Source organism: Aeromonas sp. FDAARGOS 1416 (assembly GCF_019048085.1).
GTDB lineage: Bacteria > Pseudomonadota > Gammaproteobacteria > Enterobacterales > Aeromonadaceae > Aeromonas > Aeromonas veronii.
Genome location: NZ_CP077301.1, coordinates 1,463,249 through 1,483,707, shown reverse-complemented (window position 1 = coordinate 1,483,707; position 20,459 = coordinate 1,463,249). Strand labels below are relative to the sequence as shown.

At 55.2% G+C, this 20,459-nt stretch carries 22 protein-coding genes; 9 read left to right on the top strand and 13 right to left on the bottom strand.

What is annotated here, in order from left to right:
* Positions 1-10 precede the first annotated feature (10 nt).
* Positions 11-1,456, top strand: coding sequence for a bifunctional 2-methylcitrate dehydratase/aconitate hydratase (locus I6L46_RS06575; RefSeq protein WP_216977691.1), 1,446 nt, complete (start codon positions 11-13; stop codon positions 1,454-1,456).
* A gap of 99 nt (positions 1,457-1,555) precedes the next feature.
* On the opposite strand, the gene I6L46_RS06570 is transcribed toward I6L46_RS06575, so the two are convergent.
* A complete protein-coding gene (locus tag I6L46_RS06570; protein WP_216977690.1) occupies positions 1,556-2,284 on the bottom strand; it encodes a hypothetical protein in 729 nt (242 codons plus the stop codon).
* Positions 2,285-2,543: 259 nt separating this feature from the next.
* Between I6L46_RS06570 and I6L46_RS06565 the strand changes: the two genes are divergently transcribed.
* Entirely contained in the window at positions 2,544-2,876 is a 333-nt protein-coding gene (locus I6L46_RS06565; protein WP_216977689.1) for a polyhydroxyalkanoic acid system family protein, read from the top strand.
* 255 nt (positions 2,877-3,131) lie between these two features.
* Positions 3,132-4,562, top strand: a complete 1,431-nt coding sequence (locus tag I6L46_RS06560) for a wax ester/triacylglycerol synthase family O-acyltransferase (RefSeq protein WP_216977688.1) — start codon at positions 3,132-3,134, stop codon at positions 4,560-4,562.
* A 109-nt stretch (positions 4,563-4,671) separates the two neighbouring features.
* Here the strand turns inward: I6L46_RS06560 and I6L46_RS06555 are convergent, their stop codons facing one another.
* The 4 genes from I6L46_RS06555 to I6L46_RS06540 form a co-directional block, all read right to left on the bottom strand.
* Positions 4,672-5,460 (bottom strand): hypothetical protein, encoded by a 789-nt coding sequence (locus tag I6L46_RS06555; RefSeq protein WP_216977687.1) that lies wholly within the window; start codon positions 5,458-5,460, stop codon positions 4,672-4,674.
* Between the two features lie 25 nt (positions 5,461-5,485).
* A complete protein-coding gene (locus tag I6L46_RS06550; protein ID WP_111901102.1) occupies positions 5,486-6,127 on the bottom strand; it encodes a TetR/AcrR family transcriptional regulator in 642 nt (213 codons plus the stop codon).
* Position 6,128: 1 nt separating this feature from the next.
* On the bottom strand, positions 6,129-7,316 hold the full coding sequence (locus tag I6L46_RS06545) for a patatin-like phospholipase family protein (protein ID WP_128815567.1): 1,188 nt from the start codon (positions 7,314-7,316) through the stop codon (positions 6,129-6,131).
* A gap of 94 nt (positions 7,317-7,410) precedes the next feature.
* Positions 7,411-7,983 (bottom strand): phasin family protein, encoded by a 573-nt coding sequence (locus I6L46_RS06540; RefSeq protein ID WP_005333118.1) that lies wholly within the window; start codon positions 7,981-7,983, stop codon positions 7,411-7,413.
* Positions 7,984-8,231: 248 nt separating this feature from the next.
* Between I6L46_RS06540 and I6L46_RS06535 the strand changes: the two genes are divergently transcribed.
* A complete protein-coding gene (locus tag I6L46_RS06535; RefSeq protein WP_216977686.1) occupies positions 8,232-10,217 on the top strand; it encodes an SDR family oxidoreductase in 1,986 nt (661 codons plus the stop codon).
* Positions 10,218-10,328: 111 nt separating this feature from the next.
* Here I6L46_RS06535 and I6L46_RS06530 read toward each other — a convergent pair.
* Both I6L46_RS06530 and I6L46_RS06525 read right to left on the bottom strand, forming a co-directional pair.
* A protein-coding gene (locus tag I6L46_RS06530) for an IS3 family transposase (protein WP_216977685.1) occupies positions 10,329-11,548 on the bottom strand; the annotation gives its coding sequence in 2 pieces (ribosomal slippage) (positions 10,329-11,200 and positions 11,200-11,548; 1,221 coding nt in all).
* A gap of 85 nt (positions 11,549-11,633) precedes the next feature.
* Positions 11,634-12,509, bottom strand: a complete 876-nt coding sequence (locus I6L46_RS06525) for a triacylglycerol lipase (RefSeq protein WP_216977684.1) — start codon at positions 12,507-12,509, stop codon at positions 11,634-11,636.
* A gap of 170 nt (positions 12,510-12,679) precedes the next feature.
* On the opposite strand from I6L46_RS06525, the gene I6L46_RS06520 reads away from it, so the two are divergent.
* The 4 genes from I6L46_RS06520 to I6L46_RS06505 all read left to right on the top strand — a co-directional run bounded on the left by I6L46_RS06520 (position 12,680) and on the right by I6L46_RS06505 (position 15,853).
* Positions 12,680-12,982: a YebG family protein gene (locus I6L46_RS06520; RefSeq protein ID WP_042055032.1), complete on the top strand. Its 303-nt coding sequence runs from the start codon at positions 12,680-12,682 to the stop codon at positions 12,980-12,982.
* A 311-nt stretch (positions 12,983-13,293) separates the two neighbouring features.
* The gene (locus I6L46_RS06515; RefSeq protein WP_216978022.1) at positions 13,294-14,571 is read left to right on the top strand and encodes a tyrosine-type recombinase/integrase; all 1,278 of its coding nucleotides are present in this window, start codon (positions 13,294-13,296) and stop codon (positions 14,569-14,571) included.
* A 354-nt stretch (positions 14,572-14,925) separates the two neighbouring features.
* Positions 14,926-15,264: a hypothetical protein gene (locus I6L46_RS06510; protein WP_216977683.1), complete on the top strand. Its 339-nt coding sequence runs from the start codon at positions 14,926-14,928 to the stop codon at positions 15,262-15,264.
* Positions 15,265-15,586: 322 nt separating this feature from the next.
* Complete coding sequence (locus tag I6L46_RS06505; protein ID WP_216977682.1) at positions 15,587-15,853, top strand: hypothetical protein; 267 nt, start codon at positions 15,587-15,589, stop codon at positions 15,851-15,853.
* 386 nt (positions 15,854-16,239) lie between these two features.
* Here I6L46_RS06505 and I6L46_RS06500 read toward each other — a convergent pair whose 3' ends face one another.
* Positions 16,240-16,443, bottom strand: coding sequence for a DNA-binding protein (locus tag I6L46_RS06500; RefSeq protein ID WP_236758173.1), 204 nt, complete (start codon positions 16,441-16,443; stop codon positions 16,240-16,242).
* 115 nt (positions 16,444-16,558) lie between these two features.
* Here I6L46_RS06500 and I6L46_RS06495 point away from each other — a divergent pair, with 115 nt between their 5' ends.
* Positions 16,559-16,909 (top strand): DUF3653 domain-containing protein, encoded by a 351-nt coding sequence (locus tag I6L46_RS06495; RefSeq protein ID WP_069526819.1) that lies wholly within the window; start codon positions 16,559-16,561, stop codon positions 16,907-16,909.
* A gap of 22 nt (positions 16,910-16,931) precedes the next feature.
* Here I6L46_RS06495 and I6L46_RS06490 read toward each other — a convergent pair whose 3' ends face one another.
* From I6L46_RS06490 to I6L46_RS06470, 5 genes are all read right to left on the bottom strand, one after another.
* The gene (locus tag I6L46_RS06490; RefSeq protein WP_216977681.1) at positions 16,932-17,264 is read right to left on the bottom strand and encodes a hypothetical protein; all 333 of its coding nucleotides are present in this window, start codon (positions 17,262-17,264) and stop codon (positions 16,932-16,934) included.
* A 327-nt stretch (positions 17,265-17,591) separates the two neighbouring features.
* The gene (locus tag I6L46_RS06485) at positions 17,592-18,113 is read right to left on the bottom strand and encodes a hypothetical protein (protein WP_216977680.1); all 522 of its coding nucleotides are present in this window, start codon (positions 18,111-18,113) and stop codon (positions 17,592-17,594) included.
* A gap of 24 nt (positions 18,114-18,137) precedes the next feature.
* Positions 18,138-18,488: a hypothetical protein gene (locus I6L46_RS06480; protein ID WP_216977679.1), complete on the bottom strand. Its 351-nt coding sequence runs from the start codon at positions 18,486-18,488 to the stop codon at positions 18,138-18,140.
* 447 nt (positions 18,489-18,935) lie between these two features.
* Positions 18,936-20,138, bottom strand: coding sequence for a zonular occludens toxin family protein (locus tag I6L46_RS06475; RefSeq protein ID WP_216977678.1), 1,203 nt, complete (start codon positions 20,136-20,138; stop codon positions 18,936-18,938).
* Entirely contained in the window at positions 20,139-20,453 is a 315-nt protein-coding gene (locus tag I6L46_RS06470; RefSeq protein WP_019446390.1) for a DUF2523 family protein, read from the bottom strand. It abuts the gene before it with no gap.
* Positions 20,454-20,459 lie beyond the last annotated feature (6 nt).

Here is a 20,459-nt window from a genome sequence, read left to right as displayed (position 1 = left end):
GGAAATCACGATGTCCGCCAACGTCGACGTCAACCACAGACCCGAGCCCGATCAGGTACTGGTAGATATTGCCGATTATGTCTGCAACCACCCCATTACCAGCTCTGCGGCTCTCGACATCGCCCGCTACTGCCTGATGGATACGCTCGGCTGTGGCCTGCTGGCCCTGCGCTTCCCCGAGTGCACCAAACACCTTGGCCCCATCGTACCCGGTACACTGGTACCCCATGGTGCCCGGGTGCCCGGTACCCAGCTTTGCCTCGATCCGGTCAAGGCGGCCTGGGATATCGGCGCCATCATCCGCTGGCTCGATTACAACGACACCTGGCTGGCCGCCGAGTGGGGTCACCCATCCGACAATCTGGGCGGTATTCTCGCCACCGCCGACTGGCTCTCCCGTACTCGCGTGGCCGAGGGCAAGGCGCCGCTCACCATGGCCGATGTGCTTGTAGCCATGGTCAAAGCCCACGAAATTCAGGGTGTGCTGGCACTGGAGAACTCCTTCAACCGGGTTGGTCTCGATCACGTGGTGCTGGTCAAGGTCGCCAGCACCGCCGTGGTGACTCACATGCTGGGGGGCTCCCGCGATCAGGTGATCGATGCGGTCTCCCAAGCCTGGGTCGATGGCCAGAGCCTGCGGACCTACCGTCATGCCCCCAATGCGGGGTCGCGCAAAAGCTGGGCGGCGGGGGATGCCACCTCCCGCGCGGTGCGCCTCGCCCTTATCACCATGAGCGGCGAGATGGGCTATCCCGGTGTGCTGAGCGCCCCCAAGTGGGGCTTCTACGATGTGCTGTTCAAGGGCAACCAGTTCGCCCTGCACCAGGGGTACGGCAGCTATGTGATGGAGAACGTGCTGTTCAAGATCTCCTATCCCGCCGAGTTCCACGCCCAGACCGCAGTGGAGTGCGCCATGAAGCTGCACGCTCAGGTGAAGGGGCGGTTGGATGAGATCGACCGCATCGAACTCACCACCCATGAGTCGGCCATTCGCATCATCAGCAAGGTCGGCACCCTCAACAACCCGGCAGATCGTGATCACTGCCTGCAGTACATGGTGGCGGTGCCGCTTATCTTCGGTCGCCTTGTCGCCGAGGATTACGAGGACGATGTTGCCGCCGATCCCCGCATCGACGCGCTACGCGGCAAGATGGTGGTGCAGGAGGACAAACGCTACAGCCGCGAATATCTGGAGGCAGACAAGCGCTCCATCGCCAACGCCATCCAGATCTTCTTCAAGGACGGTACTCACACCGCCAAGGTGGAGGTGGAGTATCCAGTCGGCCATCGTCGCCGTCGGGAGGAGGGGATCCCGCTGCTGATGGAGAAATTCCAGCACAATCTGGCCACCCGCTTCCCGGCCAAACGGGTCAACGATATTCTGGCCCTCTGTCAGGATGGGCCGCGCCTTGCCGCCACCTCGGTACACGCCTTTATGGATCTGCTGGTGATCTGACCGGTCTTGTATTGGGCTACATATCGGCAAACAGTGATAAACGAAAAGCGGGCTCATCGGCCCGCTTTGTTATTCCGGCGGCAGATCCCTCGATAAGCCTTACTCAAGCGCACTGCTGTCGCCGTTAAAGAGCGCCATCATGATGGCCGTCTCGCGACTGGCGATGGTCTCGAGAAACTCGTTGGCACGCCCCATCTGATGACACACCTGATAGCCGCGCTCGACAAAGGAGAAGAGCTCGCCAAGCCCCGCCAGATGGGCGGGCCCTGACACCAGCTTGAGGGTCGCCCCCAGCAGCGGCTTTCTCGCCAGTCTGTCCAGCGTCATGCCAAGCTCGCTCACCAGCGCAATCTGATGTTCGCGGCGCGCCTGTTCATCCACGGCACGATAGGCGATGGTGTAATGGTCCGGCGTGATGGGAGCAATGCCATCAATGCGCCGCAGTGCCACCACCATCAGGTAATCCAGCTCTTCGGAGAGAGCGTCGAGCTCGATCGCCTGCGCTAGCACCTTGAGGCCGGACTCCGGCAACAGCCGCTCGGCGGTCGGCATCACCCGCATCACGTCCGCATCGCGGCGGGCGCAATCCCCGGGGCCATAGAGATCGGTCAGGAAAAACTCGGCGGCAGGGCCATAGCGGTCACTCTCCAGCAGATCTCGATGGGTCCGCCCCAACCGGTCGGCCTGCCACTGGCGTAGCCGATCCCGATCCTGCAGATCCTCCTGGTGAGCACGCATCTGCTCGCGCAAGGCTGCAACCCGATTGAGCTGGCGGTAGAGCCGACCCAGGGTGCTATCGTCGTCGTGGGCATGTTCTTGATGCGTCATCTACAGCTCTCTGGCCTTGGGCCCATTGATGGGAATTCGGTGATACGAAGATACAAGTGAATGAAAAACAAGCAGCTTTTGCTGACCGTTCCGTGACAAGTGTAGCGCGCACGGGGGAGGGAATAAATGCCATGTCCCGCTGATGGCCTGCATCCCTCTCGACTCTGTTAAGTGAGTCCCATTTATGTGAACCATCCTTTCATTTGTTGTGAACATGTGTTTAATATCAATAACTAACTTATGACCCAGAGTAACGACCATGTTCTTCAACTCGCTCGCTGGCAACAGCGCACTCTCTACCATCCTGATCAGCCGGCAGCATCCGCTGGGATTGGCCGCCGCCCGGATCGCGGCCGAAGCCATCGCTGCGGACATGAGCGAGAGCTATCAACTCGATTGCGAATGGGCAGATGAAGAGGAGACCGAGCTTCGTTTTCGCGGCTCAGGGGTACATGGCACTCTCACCCTGGACGAAGATACCCTGGAACTGGAAGTACATCTTGGCTTGATGCTGTTGCCGGTACGCAGCGTACTGGAGCAAGAGATCCTCGATTATGTCGACAATCGCTTACCTTGCCCCAAACGTGTTTGAATCTCTTCGTTGCACTGGTTTTAAATAAACCAGCTGTAAACGATGGCTGTTTGAAATAAGTTGGCAAGCCATATGGTTTGTCAGATTTATTATCCGGCAAGGTCTCGATTCTATTTTGTAAGTAATCTTTCATCTTTATTTCATATTTCGAGTCGGCACTCATTAAAGTCATTCTGATTGCATCAAGCCTTCATCCGGATATGAGGGAAGGAGCAATTTGCCGCCTCGGTAAATTCATTTTGTAGGGAAACAACCATGCCACTGAGTGAATTTATCTCCTGCGTCGATACCGCTTGGTTACGCATGGACAGACCCAACAACCTGATGCAGATCATCGGTGTCCTGATGTTTGAAGGAGAGCTTGATGAAGCGCGTCTGCGGGCCGGATTGCGCCATACCATTTCGGTGCAACCCCGCTTCCACCAGCGGGCCGTGCTGGAGGGGGGCTCCTACTACTGGCGCCATGATCCCGATTTCGATCTCGATCAGCACCTCAAGCGAGTGATCCTGCCGGGTGAAGCGGGCAAGCTGGAGCTGGAGAAGCTGGTGGCCGATCTCGCCTCGACGCCGCTCAACCACCAGCGCCCCCTGTGGGATATGCACCTGACCGACACTTCGCTGGGTGGGCAAGCGCTGGTGGTGCGCATTCACCACGCTATGGGCGATGGCTTCTCGCTGGTGCGGGCCATGCTGACCATGATGGATAACACCCCGGAAGGGGCGCCGCGACCACCGTCACCGGAGCCACTGGATGACAGCGATGACGAGGATGAGGAGGATTGCCACCAGGGCAGCCGTCTGGTGCGGGCCGGTCTCAAGCTGACCGGTAGCCTCTGGTCCAAATATGTCGAAGTGGTCACCCATCCCACCAAGGCGGTGGATTACCTCAAGACCGGACGGGATGTGGCGAGCGAGCTGTGCAATATCGCCACCCTCGGTGATGATTCACCCTGTCGCCTGCGTGGCAAGACCACCAGCACCAAGCGGGTGGCCTGGTCGGAGCAAATTGATCTACCGGATATCAAGGCAGTGGGCAAGGTTCTGGGCTGCTCGGTCAACGATCTGCTGATCGCCGCCACCGCAGGGGCGTTTCGCCACTACCTGCAGGAGAAGGGGGATGATGCCAACAAGGTCAAGATCCGCGCCCTGGTGCCAGTCAATATGCGTGCACCGGACGATGAGGGGGCACTTGGCAACCGCTTCGGGCTGGTGGCCCTGGACTTGCCACTGGATGTTGAACACCCGTTGCAGCGGCTCTATACCGTACGTGACCGGATGCAGGAGCTGCGCACCTCGCTACAACCCGTGGTAGTGCTCAACTTGTTACATGCCCTTGGCATGGCCCCCAATGCGGTGCAGCAGCAGGCCGTCGAGCTGCTCACGGCCAAGGCCAGCGCGGTGATCACCAATGTGCCCGGCCCGCAGCAGACCCTCTATCTGGCTGGAGCAAAATTGCGTCAGCCGCTGTTCTGGGTGCCGCAATCGGGGGATATCGGCGTCGGCGTCTCCATCCTCTCTTACGATCACAAGGTGCAGCTGGGCCTTATCACCGACAAGAAGCTGGTACCGGATCCGGATCGGGTGGTCGAGCGGTTTGCGGTGGAGTTCGAGCAACTGCTGTTGCTGGTTCTGATGGAGCCGGAGCTGTTGTTTGACCCGAACGGCCTTGATGCGCTGCTGGGTTGAGTGTGCACTTGAGCGACCGGTGACGGCGTAACCAACCGGTCAGCATCCATCATAAAAGAGGCCAACCCGCGGGTTGGCCTTTTGTTTTTCTTAGCGGTAGGAATGGCGGTTAATCCTCCAGCTCCTCGCGCGCCGCCTCTACATCAAGGCGCTCCATGGCATCCATGGGTTCGCACTCGGCCGCTTCGGCATAGAGGGCTTCGGCCGCTTTCAGGCGGCTTTTCCCATGCAGCATCACCTGGGCATTGGCATACTCCATCCGCGCGATGGCGGAGTCGGGGATCAGTGCCAGCGCCTCCTTGAAGTGACGCTCGGACTCCTCCTTCTTGGCGCCATAGGTGAGGCCGCCGATCATGGCACCCAGCTTGTCGACGATCTCGGCGTGCCATGCACCAAAGGCAATATGGGCTTCGGCGTGGCCGGGTTCGATCTCCAGTGCCTTCTCCAAGCTTGCCTTGATCTTGTCACCAATACCCTGAGAGAGGGCCTTGGAGATGGAGATCACCTGGCTGTAGCGCCCAAGTGCCAGCGCGTGGAAATACCAGGCATTGGCGTTCTTGGGCTGACGCTTTTGCAGCTTCTCGGCATGGCTGGCCGCCCGCTCGAAGGCGGCGCGCTTGGCATATTTGTCTTCCAGCAGATAGCTGGCATGGATCACCAGCGCCTTGTTCGCCACATTGAGGCCAGCCTCACCGGCCGCTTCGCCAAGGGCAACTGCTCGGGCAAAATCCCCAGCATGATAGGCCCGCCAGGCATCCTGTACCTGCTCATCCTCGGGCCAGGGTTCGGCATCCCCCTGATGGAGACGATCCCAGTTGTCCGCCAGCTTCTGGCCGGCATAGTCATAGGCCGCATCCGCGTAGGGGAAGGGGACAAATTCGAGTTGTGAAGTGGTCATGCTTGTGCTCCCTGTAGCATGTGAATCAAACCTTGTCGGTGTAGTGGTGGGCGAGGGCGCCCAGATGAGCGCGGGCATCGGCCCGCAAATAGGGTGCGACCAGCTGCATCACCTGAAAGACGCCGAGGGCGATATCGGCGTCCGCCTTGGGATGCAGTGCCCGCTGATAAGAGATCCAGAATGTGCCCACCAGCGCCACATTGGCCGCCAGCGTGCGCATCTGTTGCGCCGTGCCCTCCATCAGCCCAGCCGTTTGCAGATGGTTGCAAATGGCGATGGCGGTCTGCTCCTGGCGGCGCAGCAGGGCGGAAAAGCGCTGCTCCACCTGATGATAACCACTCATCAGGGTCGCGATATCGTAGTAGAGGAAACGGTACTGCCAGATGGCTTCAAACATCAGGTGGAGAAAGAGCCAGATATCTTCTGGTTCATCGGACGGGGTGCTGACCGCCTCCAGCAGGCGATCCATCTGCTGTTCAAATTCGCAGAACAGGGCGTTGACGATCTCCTCCTTGTTGTGGAAGTGGTAATAGAGATTGCCCTGGCTGATCTCCATCTCGGCCGCAATGGCCGAGGTGGTGACGCTGGGTTCCCCTTGTCGATTGAAGCAGGCGAGGGCAGTGGTCAGGATCCGCTCCCGGGTACGGCGTTTGGGTTTGCGATCCATGCTATTCCTTTGGTGATGAACGGCGCACGCCGTGGCGATAGCGTTTGGCAAGCCAGTGCTGCAACTGCTCCAGCGACTTGTCGAGGGCGGCAACCGAGCCAATGCCGGGGGCCAGCAGGGTGCGATCTTCATCGGCCAGCGCGGCCAGATTGAGCTCAAGGCCATGCTTGGCCAGCACTGGCGCAAGCTCGTCACGACGCTGCCAGAGATCGCTGCGGGTATGCTGGTAAGCGTGCTCGCAGAGACGGCGGCGATCCCGGTAACTGAACACATTGGTGAAGAACATCTCGCCATCGGCAGAAGAGGGCTCAAACAGCAGGGCGTCGGCGTCGGGATATTGGTGTTTGTAGCGATCCATCCCCACATGCATGCGGGAGTGGATGATGGCGCGAAAAGTCTGGGCCAGCACCACCGGCAGACCGCTGTCCACCAGATTGGTCGGGGTGCCGGCGGCCATGTCCGCATCATAGGGCACCAGCGGATTGATGCAGAACACCAGATCCGCCCCCTCTTCCAGCGCTACCGAAGCGTGCAGGGTTTTGATCAGCGCCCCGTCCACATAGTAACGACCGTTAATCAATGAAGGGGGAAAGAGGCCGGGCAGGGCGGCGGACGCCTGTACCGCCGCCGAAATGGGCACGTCATCGAGCCCCGGGCTACCGAAGGCGACCGGATGGCCGGTGTCGAGTTCGGTAGCGACCACAAACAGTCTGCTGCGCAACTGGCGGAAATCGTTACTGCGGCCGGGACGAGAGAAAAACTGGGTCAGGGTGCGATCTACCCCGCGGTTGTCGAACAGTCCGGTCGGAATGGCCTTGGAGAGCCCCTGCAGCGACTCAAACAGGCTGCGCTTCCAGGGCGCTGCCAGATAGTAGGTCAGGCTCTGCCACGCCAGCGGCGGGATCGAGGTCAGACGGTCAGCATATTCACGAAAGGCGGGGCGCAGCAAGGTAGCCGGGTCAAACATCTCCCCCGAATCATCGCTGAGCAGGATCCGCACCAGCTTAGCCGGCGAGATGCCGTTGGCCAGCGCCGACGCCACCACGGCCCCCGAACTGACGCCAACATAGATATCGGCATGGTCCAGGCGCAGGCCGTTGATGCTGTCAGAGAGGGCTGCGCAGGCACCGATCTCGTAGATGCCGCCGAGCGGCCCGCCGCCAGCAAGGGCAATTGCGATGGTACTCATAGCGTTGCCTCCCTATCCATGACATTCATCATGACAAGACCGGCCCAGCGCAGGGCATGGGCCGGTATCAATCACCTTCCGTCACCGCGAGGGATCAGGGCAGGACGCTCTCTGCTTTGGCTTTCACCTCTTTCACCGCATCTTCAGCGGCGGAGAGGAGATCGGCGGCCTGCTCAACCACGGCCTCTTTAGCCTTGGCTACCGGCGCCTTCTTTACCGGAGGCTTGCGGGCAGCGGGCTTTTTGGCGGCAGCCGGTTTGGCTTCAGCGGCAGGGGCTTCCTCTTCCTGCGCATCCAGCAGTTGTTGGACCACGTCGGTCAGCTCGGCCATGCGCTTGGAGAGCTTGTCGATATCCTTGCGGGTCGGAATGCCGAGGCTGGCCACAGCGCGCGCCACGCGATCTTCAAATACCTGCTCCAGACGGCCCCAGGTATTGGCGGTCTTGTCGGTCACAGCGGCAATCTTCTCATCTGCGCTCTGACGGGTTTTTGCTTGCAGCGCTTCGCCTTCCTGCACCAGCGCTTCAAAGATCTTGCCACCCTCTTCCTGCGCCTTGGCATAGGCACCCAGACCCGCCAACCAGATCTGCTGGGTGGACTCCTTGATGGTGGAGGTGAGTTGGTTGTCGGTCACTGACCCTGCCAGCGCTTTCAATTTCTTAGCCATGATCTTCTCCTTGAATAACGACAGTTAAATGTAATGGCGACAACGAAACTGCAATCGGGTTGTGGCATTACTGATTTTTCAACTTCAGTCTAGGGACAAAAAATAGAGGGTTCTACCTAATAACGGAACAGGCACACCACCGAAATTAGGGTTTGCTCACGAACCGACAATCAAATTGCGGATTCCCATATGAATCGTGATATATCTAACAACCTAGTAACACCCTAATCAGTAGCAGGATTCTCTTTATGAACTATTTCATTACTGGCGGTAGTGGTTTTATCGGGCGTCGATTGATCAAAAAGTTATTCCAACAGCATCCCGACTGTATCGTCTATTTTCTGATGCGCGCCTCTCATCAGGATAAATTGCCGGAGTTATTTGCATTCTGGAATGTGGATGAATCGCGCGCAGTCCCGGTTTTTGGTGACATGACGCAACCGCTGCTGGGGGTGTCGGTCGAGATGCAGGAGCCGTTGATCGGCAAGATCGACCACTTCTTCCATCTGGCTGCCATCTATGATCTCAACGCCAAGGCCGGGATCCAGCAGCAGGTCAACACCGAAGGGACCCGTCAAGCCGTTCAACTTGCCGAGCGGCTGGGGGTGGGGCAGTTCCATCACTGCAGCTCCATCGCTGCAGCGGGCCTGTTTGACGGTCTGTTTCGCGAGGACATGTTCGATGAGGCCGAACACCTCGACATGCCTTACTTCCAGACCAAGCACGAAGCGGAAGGGATTGTGCGCAATGAGTGCACAGTTCCGTGGCGAGTCTATCGACCGGGGATCGTTGTCGGTGACTCCAACACCGGCGAGATGGACAAGATCGACGGCCCTTACTACTTCTTCAAGACCATTCAGAAACTGCGCCGTCTGCTGCCGCCCTGGATGCCAGCCATCGGGGTTGAGGGCGGGCGCATCAATATCGTGCCGGTCAACTTTGTGGTCGATGCCATGGTGCATATCGCCCATCAAGAGGGCGAGGAGAACAAAACCTTTCACCTGACCGACCCCAATCCGATGCGGGTTGGCGACATGCTGAGCACCTTCTCCCGCGCCGCCCATGCGCCAGAGCCTGCGATCCGCATCAACGCCTCTCTCTTTAATTTCATTCCCCGCCACCTGACCGCCATGCTGATGACCATGGCGCCGGTGCGCCGCATCCGCGATGCCGCCATCGCCGATCTGGGTCTGCCCAAGGATGTGTTCCGCCTTATCAGTTATCCCACCCGTTTCGACAGTCGCGAAACCCAGCGGGTACTGAAAGGGACCGGTATCGAAGTGCCGCCGCTGCACAGCTACGCCTGGCGGTTGTGGGATTACTGGGAGCGTCACCTCGACCCGGAACTCTTCATCGATCGCTCCCTGCGTGGTCGGGTAGAGGGCAAGGTGGTGCTGGTGACCGGGGCCACCTCCGGCATTGGCCGTGCAACCGCGCGCAAGCTGGCGGGGGCGGGGGCCAACGTCGTTACCATCGCCCGCGACGAGCAGAAGATTGCAGAGACTAAAGCGGAGTTTGCCGAGCTGGGGCTGACCATCGAGATCTATCAGGGGGATCTCTCCAATCTGGCGCAGGCCGAGGAGATCACCGCTCGCATCGTGGCCGATCACGGTGGCGTCGATATTCTGGTCAACAATGCCGGCCGCTCCATCCGCCGCTCCATCCGCCGCTCCATCGAGGACTCCTTCGATCGCTTCCACGATCTGGAGCGCACCATGCAGCTCAACTACTTTGGCGCACTCAAGGTGATCATGGGGGTGCTACCCACCATGATCGAGAAGAAAAAAGGGCACATCATCAACATCTCCTCCATCGGGGTGTTGACCAATGCGCCGCGCTTCTCCGCCTATGTTGCCTCCAAGTCGGCCCTCGATGCCTGGGTGCGTACCGCCGCCTCCGAGTTTGCCGACAAAGGGGTGAGCTTCTCCATCATCAATATGCCGCTGGTGAAAACGCCTATGGTCGCACCGACCAAGGTCTATGAGCAGGTACCGATGATGACGCCGGAAGAGGCTGCCGATCTGGTATGCGATACCATCATCAACAAGCACGTTCGTCTGGCCACTCGCCTCGGGGTGTTTGGTCAGGTGGTGCATGCCCTGGCACCACGTGTCGCCCAGGTGATCATGAATACCAGCTTCCGCACCTTTGCCGATCCCAAGGATGGCGACAAGTCCAAAGCCACCGCCGATCAGGTTGCCGTCTCGACCCTGATCAAGGGGATCCACTTCTAACCGGATGATGGGATAAAGAGATCAACAGGGGCCTGAGCAATCAGGCCCCTGTTTTATTTGGATGTCTAGTCCTGAAATAGGTTTACACATTTTCAACTAGCATTTCTCTACTCAGAACCCCCTATGTACCGCATCGGGGGTTCTGTATTTCAACGCATGATGCGGCCGCTCCGCGTTGTAAATATCTACTGCTTCACGCACCATCTCCCGCGCTTGCGCCAAATCCTGCGGGCTTTGCAACAATAACTCTCCTTTCAAAATCCCGTTCACCCGCTCCGCCAACGCATTCTGATAACAGTCATACCCATCCGTCATCGAGCATTTCACCCCGTACCGTTCATGTAATGATTGATACAGTCCCGAGCAATACTGCACGCCGCGGTCTGAGTGATGGATTAGCTCCCCGCCGCCACGCCGTTGCTTCAGCGCTTTCTTGAACGCCATCGCCACCGATTCGGCATGCATCCCTTCGTGCACGTGATGGCCCACTATCTTGCGTGAGTACGCATCCGTCACCAGGCTCAGGTACAGCGGTCCGCTCCTGGCTGGCAGATAGGTGATATCTGCAACCCAGACCTGCTCCGGGGCCACCGGCGTAACCTGCTCTGGCCCCGCCTTGAGCAAGTTGGGATGACGGTAGAAACGGTGAAAACTGTGGGTGGTCTTGTGATACGCCCGTCTGGGTGGCACCAGCAGGCGGTGCTCGGTCAATATCCGAAACAGCCTGTCCCGCCCGACCTTGAGCCCGTCATCATCCTGACCCTGCAGCAGATAATGCAGCTTGCGAGTGCCCACCCGCGGTTGTCGCAGTCGAACCTGACGCACGAAGCGCACCACCTGCAATCCCTGTGCATGGCGCTCGTCGGCGACCCGATTGCGCTTGTAGTAAGCCTGCCGGCTTATCCCGAGAAACAGGCAAGCCCTGACAATGGTCAGCCTCTCGACTTGCCGCTGCGAGAGGACTTGCCGGGTCGCTTTTTTACGATGGAGACGCCGTAGTCATTCTTCAGTACATCGACGACGGCCTCAAAGAACTGGGCTTTCTGACTCATCAGCGCCAGCTGTTGCTCGAGTTCCTTGATGCGCAGTTCGGGTGTCTGGTTGTCGGGGTCAGGCATGGTGATGCTCCTGCCGGCACGTACAGAAGCCCCCTGGCTCCAATCTTGCCGACTAGGTTTACGCAACCATACCAGAACGGTGGAGCGGCCCTGAATGCCATAACGCACCTGAGCCTGTTTGTAGGTGAGCTCGCCTTTTTCAATCTGCTCGACCAGTGCCAGTTTAAAAGTCAGCGAGTAATCGCGCTGTGTCCGTTTCACACCTTGTCCCATCGGGTTCTCTATTTATTGGGGGGGAAAGGTGTAAACCATATTCAGGACGGCACAGGAATAACAGTTGAAGGACGAATAAGGAGGATCAGACTCGGGACAGCAGATCAAGCACCAGATCAGTCGTGCGACGGGAGTAGAGCAAAGAGAGATGGCCAATGGCGGGCAACTCGATATCCTCCATTCCCGTCAATCGTTGCCGCTCTTGCGGCATCACCACATTGTCGTGACTGGTGCGCACTGAGATGCCGGGCACGCAAAGCGGCACAGAGGCAAAACGCTGCAACCAGCCGGAACCGGGCTCCATCTCGCGGGCATTGGCCCCAAGCCCAAGGGCGGCCAGCTGACTGCCCTGATGAGGCGTAGCCAGCGTGATCAGGCGCGCGACCTTGCCACCACCATGGATAGCCAGATAGTCGCGGCAGACCAGCCCGCCCATACTGTGACCAACCAGCACCAGCTTGTCAGCCCCGGTCTGCGCCAGCACATCGTCAATCCGGGTGGCCAGCAGTGGCACCATCTCATCAATATGACCAAATGGTGGCATCAGGGTAATGGTGGCAACCACATGGCCTGCGGCTTCCAATCGGGCGCGCTGGGTGCGCCAGATCCCGCGACTGCAACCGTAACCATGCACCAGCAATACGGGGCGCTGGCATGGACGCAGCCGATCGGGTGCCATCAGCAAAGGCTCGAACGGTAACAACAAGGTGAAGGTGTAGAGGTAGGCCAGCATCTCCTGCGCCATCATCTTCACCCTGCGCCAGGGGCCGATAGCCGGGGAGGGGTAGAAGCGGGTAAACAGCCAGCTGCCGAGCACCACCAGACAACGCAACCCAAGCAGGGCAAACACGACAAACAGCAGGGTCAGCAGCCAGGGGAGTCCCACGACCAAGTGGGCGATACTCCCGAGGAGCAGCACCTCTACCATCAGCAGGATAAACAGGTGTCGTACGATCGTCATAAGGCCATGATCCGACCAGTCAGGCGTGGAAGTCAAATGGCACTTTGAGACAACTTGATCCAACGCGGCTTTTGTCGCTGAACCCCGGCGAACTCTTTTCCGGTGAGGTTATTTGCAATACTGTATATCCATACATATACTCTATCCATCATCACCAAGAGGAGGCCATCATGGCTGTCGAAATCAAATATGTGGTTGTTCGTGGGGGAGTGGAAAAAATGACCTTTGCCAGCAAAAAAGAGGCCGATGCCTATGACAAGCTGCTGGATACGGCCGACGAGTTGATGACCCTGTTGGCTGGCGCCCCGATCGAGCTGGCGCCAGAGCAGCAAGAGAGTCTGGCATTCTACCTGGCAGAGCAGCGCGATGTGCTGCAAACCCTGCTGCGTGGCGGCAAGGTTCAGGCTGGCACGAAAGAGGAAGAGACTCCAGCAGCCAAGCGCAAGGAGAAGCCACTCAAACAGGTGGCCTGATTGCACAGACCTGCTATTTCTCGGGATAAACAGCTCACCGCATTCACTTTATTTGCATTTAAAAGCATTTTTACGGCTATTTACCCCGAGAATTTTTTAACAGCGGTGCATATCCAATGCATAACAAAATAGCGTGCATCACTGAGCGACACTTAATCAGCAACAACAAGAGGCAATACAAATCCCAATAGAAGCCACATTCATCTATCACGAGCCCTTTTCTAGCAATTCGGCTCACAGGCTCATATCGACTCATTTCAGCATCAACAAGCAACACCATGACTCAACAACCATTATCCTTGCCGCCAGCCATGCCGCTGTTTGACAGCCTTATCTATCTGGAGGCCGGTAACCCACAGGTCAATCAGTACCTTGCCAACCTCAGCCTCAACGATGTACCCGATGCCGGTCTAGTTTACGAACTGGCGGTCGATTGGCTGCTGGAGCAGCGCAACAGCGAAAACAATTACAAAACCTATCGCAGCGAACTGACCACTTTTTTGCACTGGTGCTTTCGCGAGGCGGCCATCAGCCCGAAAGATCTCACTCGCCGCATCATGATCCGCTATCTCGACTACTGTCAGTCCCCCCCTGACGAGTTGATCGCCTATCGCAACGTGGCGCAGTTTGTCCTCGACAAGGAGTGGGGAGAGCGGTTGCCCAATCCGCAATGGCGACCGTTTCTCGGCAAGCGGGAGCTGGGCCGCACCTTGCCCTATCGCCTGAGCGAGCAGGCGATGAAGACCAAGCTGGCCATCCTGTCGGCCTTCTTCCAGTTCCTGATCCAGGAGGAGTACATGGACAGGAATCCCGCTCTGCTACTGCAGCGGGTCAAACGGCCGCAGCAGCAGGAGGCCGATGATCAGGTGCAGGCCTTCAGCGAATTGCAGTGGTCATACGTGATGCAGGCCGCCGATACCCTTGCCAACGACCATCCGGAGCAACACGAGCGCAGCCGTTTTCTCACCATTCTGATGTACGCCTGCTATCTGCGGATCTCTGAGGTTGCAGCCCGGCCGGGCTTTACCCCTGTGATGGGGCAGTTCAGGCGGGATCGCAAAACCGGCGTGTGGGGCTACTTTATTCCGCAAAGCAAAGGGGGCAAACGGCGTACCGTAGCGGTATCCCAAGCACTGTTGGCGGCACTTGAACGCTACCGCCGCTTCCTCGGTCTCTCTCCCTTGCCGACACCGGATGAACAGACGCCACTGTTCGTTCGCCATAAAGCGGCAGCCAACGGTCGCGAGCAGGGGGAGATCAACGCCAATCTGGGAATTCGCCAGCTACGGGATTTGATCATGGTGATCATCGGTAAAGGGGCAGAATTGGCAGAGCAGGATGGATTTGCCCAGGATGCAGCCGAAATGCGGCAACTATCTCCCCATGCGATCCGCCATACCGGGATCACCCATGACATCAATCTGCACGGGCGGCCGCTCTCCCACGTACAGGCCGATGCAGGACATGACAGCATCGACACCACTTCGAAATACCTGCACACCAGCAACAGTGAACGACATGAGAGCGCCCAGCAAAAGCCGCTGGACCGACTGAACCAACAAATGAGAGATAACGTTCACAAAAGCTAACGAACAACGTGACATTACCCTTGATTTGTATTGACTGCTCTTAGAAAACACAATGGCTTGTTTGGGGTGTCATAGAAGTTGGCTCGGCAATGTTGTACTTCTCTGGATGACAATCGGTTCAGGAAATATTTTTGGCTCACATGGATGATTCAGAACAGGCACCTTGCCATCTGCGGGATACATATTTATCCCGTAGCAGAGAAGCAAAAAACGAAATTGCTTGCTGAAACAACGAGAACACCCGATGCCGGAAGCAATCATATTCGGTTGAACAGCGCCTTGTTATCACACTTGCATATCCACTCATCATTGGTGATATTGATTTCAATATTAATGAGATACCAAGGAGCAGGTATGCAAGTGGCAGTGGTGGAAAACACCTTCAGGATCGTTGGCAAAGGGTCGCTCATGGCCCAGTTCACCTTTATCTCTTCAGGCACACTGCATATCTGGTTTCCGGATGTGGGCCTGCAGATGGAGGCCCACTGCAAAGAGTTGCGTATTGAAGATTGCACCATTATCTATACCAATGGCCTCCATCACGGCCAGCCCAGAGCACTCTGGTCCTTAACCCTCCATCCCGATGATATGAACGAGCTCAAACGCATATTGCAGCAATTCAACAGCAACCTCTACTTGACCTGCCAGCCACCCACATTGGCCATCGCCAAACGTGCCTTGAATATGAATTGACCCAACTTCCAAAAAAGTCGCAATTATGTCAGCCACAACAATAAGCCGTGAGGATTAAGGTAAGGGGAATCTATTGCGATAGTCGGCATTTTTATGGCTGCTTTACAAAAAGGAGTATCAATATTTCCAGAGAGAGACCTCTCAAGTAGGGGACAGATATTTCTAAGAATATTCATTGTAATAACGAGGGTTTTAACTGTGAAAATCAAACATAATGTTCAATAAGTGAGGGGGATTCCGCACAACGTATTGATTTAATAGTGAACTCTTGTCTCAAAATGGGACATTTGTGGTTTCAGAATATCGACTAAGGGGAGGGGGGATGTCTGATCATTGGGATGACTACTTCAACCAGGAAAAGGCACCGCCTGACTTCCTGGTTGAGCGAGTAGATGTTGTGGGCGAGGGGGCTGTGGCGGATCAGTTGGCCAAGTTGGCCGACCTCTACATTGCCAAACAGCAGGGTAACCGGATAGCAGGTCTTGCTGACTTGGGTGAGGATCTTCTTAAACTGGCCAAGACTGGCATTCGTGACGGTTCATCGTCATGCGCTGGATTGATGAAGGAATTGTGCCGCAGAACCAGCTGAAGAAAGCATTGTTATCTCTCACGTGATGCCGATAACCACATTTATCGGCATCAGTTTAGTGCCTCAGCTCGCCACAGCTTGAAACTCATCCAAGCTGGACTCATATCTGTCTAGAGCATTTTGCTCTACTTACGAGGAAGCTCCTATATATGAACATATGTGATGATGAGATGCTTGTTCTCAGCGAGAATGAGAAAAAACTAGAAAAGAGTATGAGGCCATGAAGAAGTCTGGAGCCTCGTCAGAGCAACTTTGGTCTAAAGCCAATGAATTGCACAAAGCCAATGAGGCCTGCAATAATTATGCGTCGAAGCATACGTCTGCTTATTCCTCGTAATCTCTAATCTTGACCCCAATCCATTTCACCTGGTGGTGTGGCATTGGGGTCACACTGAGCCAACAGTTCTTCCAGAGTGTAGCGCGGCTGGCCAAGCAGCTTGGCTGCGAGCACGCTCCACATCATCAAGCGCCGCAGTCAGCAGCGCCGGATCACCATCTTCAAGAGCTGCCAGCAGATAGGCAACCATGTCGGCCTCAGTGGCCAAGACGTCAGCCACATCAAAGCGGCTCCATTGTTCGGTTCTCTTCATTTCGTCCTCCTGCACCCATTATTGCGCATAATGCGACGTTTTGTTAAATGCCCATCCGAAACCCGCCGATAAGCCACTCCACGCAATTTTGCTGGTTTATCAGGTATTTACTTGGATGGAACGAGAGTTGACCAAAAACTTCATTTTTCGTTGGTTTGAGTGCGGTTTATCAATTGAAGAAACGGCCAATCTTTGTTTTGTTTCTGTGAGGCAGGTCACATATTGGGATAAGGGCAAAGAAATCCCACCTGCCTATAAACGGCTGATGCGTATGGCTTCGGGTAGGGAGTTGCCCACTATCTGGAAGGAATGGGAAGGCTGGCGTATGAAGAATGATTGCCTTGTATCACCGACAGGAGTCACCTACGACAGGCGAAGGCTGGAGGCCATAGCCATCATCCAAGCGGAGAGATCCGAACGGCAGATGGAAGCCTTCTACTGGAGAAAAAAGCTAGGCGTAATGTGAACCTGGGGGCTGCGGCCCCCTTTTATTCATCATGAGCTGAAGCGCAATAGGCAATGTAATTCGTTGCCGCGTGGCAGTGACGACATTGAAGCCACCAAGCCCCTCCCGAAGCCCCATAAGCCTCCAAAAGCTCTTCACCCTCTAAAACTTTAGAGCACAGGTGTACCCCATCCTCATCTTCATAACCACAACACTTAACGGATAGATAGGGTTTAAGAACCGATTTCTGCTCTGCAGAAAGACTATCAAAGCCAAACCGAATTGCGCGATGAGCCAATCCAACAACCATAGGGCTAGCATTTTTGAGAAGGTCAAAACTAAACAAGTGGCATAATATTTTTAAGGTGGTATCCATAGGAATCTCTTTGTTATCAATGGCTTTACCACAACCAGAAACCACACTATTAACAGTGTCAATTATAGGCCACAACTACCAGATTGGTTGATAGAAAAGGTATATGTCGGCGCGTTGCGCCGCAAAAGCTGGAGGCTGCGCCCCCCGCGCTTTAGTAAGAGCGCCCCTGCTCTAAACACTTGCCCGAGTGGGCCTGAGCACAGAGGTTGCCCGTATGGCCCCACCATCGAGGCTGGAAGGGTTCCGAGAGGGTAGGGGATGGGGTAGAATTCCCCCCGTATTACTACACGGGGGGCAAGGAGAAGATCGGCAAACCAATGCGCTGAGTTAACTAAAAAAAAACCTAACAAAAGAGGTTAATAATGCGAACAGCAGCACCAAAACACCCCCCAAACCAGTCAATAAACATACCCATAAACATACATACCAATATTTCATGGCTGAAAGATTAAAGCGCTGTTGCTCACGTTTAACAGCATCTAATATCTGAGAAGCACGACAACCATTATTAGATAAAGATATTATAACCTTATTCACGTGAGATAAAACGCTATGCATTTTGTAAACTTCAAAAATCACAAACGTTGAAATAGAAATCAAAATTAAAAATGCTGATGAGAGCATATACAATATAGATATCCCATCCTTAACCACACTCAACAATGAAAAGTAACCAGCATAACCTGCAACAATAATAAGGTTTGTATAGCTAGAATTTGATGACATTATTGCAGAATAAATTTCTTTGTTGGCCTCGACGTCCTTTTTCCGTTCAATCTCCTCTTCAACTTCAGCCCACATAGCCTTACTTTTCTCATGAAACTTCAAAAAATCTGAATTATCACTCACTTTAACCTCACCAATAAAATTAATTTACAAGCGCCCAGATCTATCACCATATAGCTTCAATAACGTACATAAAACAAATAAGTTCAACCACACAATAAATAGTAAGACCATAAAAGAAACAGTATGAGCATTATCGATTGACAATAGAAACTCTGAAAAATATCTAGCAAAATCATTAAGTTCATTCTTATATTCAGGTATATCATTAGCAACTTTCAAAGAAACCAATGTAATAGCAAGAATCAAAACAATATTGAAATAAGCAGCAACAAGAAGATGGAACGCATACTCAATATAAAATCTCGGCTGTGAAATGGCTATTGCAGCCAGCAATCCACAAACACCATAAAAAGCACTCTGAATATCAATCATCATTTCATCCAATAGTAAAAACTATAGCACTATACCAATAGTGCCTAATTTAAAAGACCACTACAAGATTTGAGTGAACTATTAAAAGTAAGTACAAGACCGCAGATAACGCTTGTCTTCGACAGGAAGCAAAGGCTGTCACCACCCGCGCCCCATAGCCTACAGGGTTTCGTCCTCGCTGCGCTCCTTCCTCAACCCTTCCGACTGGTCGCTCTGACTGGGGCATTAAAGACTGGTTTGGCAGGGAAGGGGGAGGAGGGTCATTCTCGGGAAAGTTCAGAGCCGCCTATCGGCGGGAGCCGCGCTTGGAGACATAATCTCTCGGGGTGAGTGCGAGGGTTGCGCTTCTATGGCTGCGCCATGAAAGACAAACACCCCGCCATCCCAGTAAAAATGCGACACCTGCGATCGTATTTAACATAAACAATCGCGTTACGCAGTTATATTAATTTATGTCCGGTCATCACTTGGTTTGTTTTTGGTATCACCGCCAGCAAAGAGGGCAGCATTGTATTTACGGCGCAGAGCGTCACCTTCTGGATCACAATAAACGTCAACAGGCTTGCCCTGATACTTCACCACAGCATGGCAGGCGCTCATAGCATCCACGCTGGCCAGTTGATCCGGCCAGTCATCGCTGTAAACAGGCTGCACATCGTCACCCTTGCGCAGGGCGAAACAATACTCGACCCGATATGATCCCCGTTCATCCTTTACCAACACATGGCAACTGATGATCAGCTTGTGCCCCGCAAACGGCCCTACAGAAAGAACCCCGCTATCAGACGCAACAGGAGCGCCGCTAGGACGTACCCCAGCAGTGGGCGAAGTACCCACCGCCCCAGAAGTCGCAGCAGCGGCAGGAGAGGGCGCAGGGGCCTTACTAGGCTTATCAATAAATTCCGGCTTGATGAGGCCAAAATAGAGACAGAATCCAATAACACCCAGAAAAAACAGAATTTTAGGATCTCGCAGAATCGAGCTACCCGCGATTGTATCCGTGACTTGGCCTGTTGTAGTTGAGTCGTAGAGCTTGAAAACATAGTTGGGCACCTTGTTGAATGGCTTGGCCTGCAGAACATCGGACATGGATGCGCCGCTGTTGTCCGCCAGATGCAAGACCGTTTTATAGCGCTTCCCAAAGCCCAATATCTTCATGTTGGTGTGTCTGATCGCCGTCTCTGATGCGGCCCTGATCACGGCGTGAACCTTCTTGATGTTCGGGGTAGTAAAGACGAAATCCCAGTTGTGGTGACGGTGCATATCAAAGGCAACGTCTATGGTTTCCGGTCGCCCATCAGCCTTGGCGACTTCCGGCCCACCCGGATAATCAAGTCGATCGAGGTCACTCTGACGCCATGCAGGCGGAAAGATCCGCTGCACTTCATCGACCAGAAAGAACACGCCCTTCGGTGCCCAGTGGTAGAAGCGGGCCAAGTGGTCGCGGCCCTCTTGGGCTTCCGTGTCGATGTAAGTCACCTTGAACTCATCGGGCACCGCCTTACCCAGTACCTCTTTGCAGCGTTCGGCGGTGAACCCGCGAACGTTGGTGATGATGTGACGGCCTGCCTTGATGGCGGGGATCACATCGGTGTGGATGGCCCCTGATGATTTGTAAGAGCCTGGCGCCCCGTGGTGGATCTTGATGGACATTTACCACCCCATGATGTTCAGCAGGAAGCGGGTAACGAAGGCTTGCGTCAGGATGGCGAGCCCCTTATCCAGATGGATAAAGAGCAGCATCGAGCGAAAGTCGGCGGGGAGGGCATTAAAGGATTGGGAGATCATTTCACTAAAGTGAACGTTCACCAAAATCTGCTTGGCAACGTCCCATGTGAAGGTGAGCATAAACAACTTAAACTCAACCCATTGCACCGCCATTCTGATTGCCAGCCATGCACCGAACTGCACAGCCAGTTGATATATATCGTTGAAGAACGAATTAAAGAACTCACCAAGCCATTCCATGACGTG

Coding starts and splice junctions, on each gene's coding strand:
- I6L46_RS06550 (WP_111901102.1), bottom strand. CDS start 6,127: ATGGATCGCAAACCCAAACGCCGTACCCGGGAGCGGATCCTGACCACT.
- I6L46_RS06535 (WP_216977686.1), top strand. CDS start 8,232: ATGAACTATTTCATTACTGGCGGTAGTGGTTTTATCGGGCGTCGATTG.
- I6L46_RS06515 (WP_216978022.1), top strand. CDS start 13,294: ATGCCGCTGTTTGACAGCCTTATCTATCTGGAGGCCGGTAACCCACAG.
- I6L46_RS06495 (WP_069526819.1), top strand. CDS start 16,559: ATGGAACGAGAGTTGACCAAAAACTTCATTTTTCGTTGGTTTGAGTGC.
- I6L46_RS06475 (WP_216977678.1), bottom strand. CDS start 20,138: ATGTCCATCAAGATCCACCACGGGGCGCCAGGCTCTTACAAATCATCA.
- I6L46_RS06560 (WP_216977688.1), top strand. CDS start 3,132: ATGCCACTGAGTGAATTTATCTCCTGCGTCGATACCGCTTGGTTACGC.
- I6L46_RS06520 (WP_042055032.1), top strand. CDS start 12,680: ATGGCTGTCGAAATCAAATATGTGGTTGTTCGTGGGGGAGTGGAAAAA.
- I6L46_RS06490 (WP_216977681.1), bottom strand. CDS start 17,264: ATGGATACCACCTTAAAAATATTATGCCACTTGTTTAGTTTTGACCTT.
- I6L46_RS06570 (WP_216977690.1), bottom strand. CDS start 2,284: ATGACGCATCAAGAACATGCCCACGACGACGATAGCACCCTGGGTCGG.
- I6L46_RS06510 (WP_216977683.1), top strand. CDS start 14,926: ATGCAAGTGGCAGTGGTGGAAAACACCTTCAGGATCGTTGGCAAAGGG.
- I6L46_RS06525 (WP_216977684.1), bottom strand. CDS start 12,509: ATGACGATCGTACGACACCTGTTTATCCTGCTGATGGTAGAGGTGCTG.
- I6L46_RS06505 (WP_216977682.1), top strand. CDS start 15,587: ATGTCTGATCATTGGGATGACTACTTCAACCAGGAAAAGGCACCGCCT.
- I6L46_RS06555 (WP_216977687.1), bottom strand. CDS start 5,460: ATGACCACTTCACAACTCGAATTTGTCCCCTTCCCCTACGCGGATGCG.
- I6L46_RS06565 (WP_216977689.1), top strand. CDS start 2,544: ATGTTCTTCAACTCGCTCGCTGGCAACAGCGCACTCTCTACCATCCTG.
- I6L46_RS06500 (WP_236758173.1), bottom strand. CDS start 16,443: ATGAAGAGAACCGAACAATGGAGCCGCTTTGATGTGGCTGACGTCTTG.
- I6L46_RS06480 (WP_216977679.1), bottom strand. CDS start 18,488: ATGATGATTGATATTCAGAGTGCTTTTTATGGTGTTTGTGGATTGCTG.
- I6L46_RS06540 (WP_005333118.1), bottom strand. CDS start 7,983: ATGGCTAAGAAATTGAAAGCGCTGGCAGGGTCAGTGACCGACAACCAA.
- I6L46_RS06575 (WP_216977691.1), top strand. CDS start 11: ATGTCCGCCAACGTCGACGTCAACCACAGACCCGAGCCCGATCAGGTA.
- I6L46_RS06545 (WP_128815567.1), bottom strand. CDS start 7,316: ATGAGTACCATCGCAATTGCCCTTGCTGGCGGCGGGCCGCTCGGCGGC.
- I6L46_RS06470 (WP_019446390.1), bottom strand. CDS start 20,453: ATGGAATGGCTTGGTGAGTTCTTTAATTCGTTCTTCAACGATATATAT.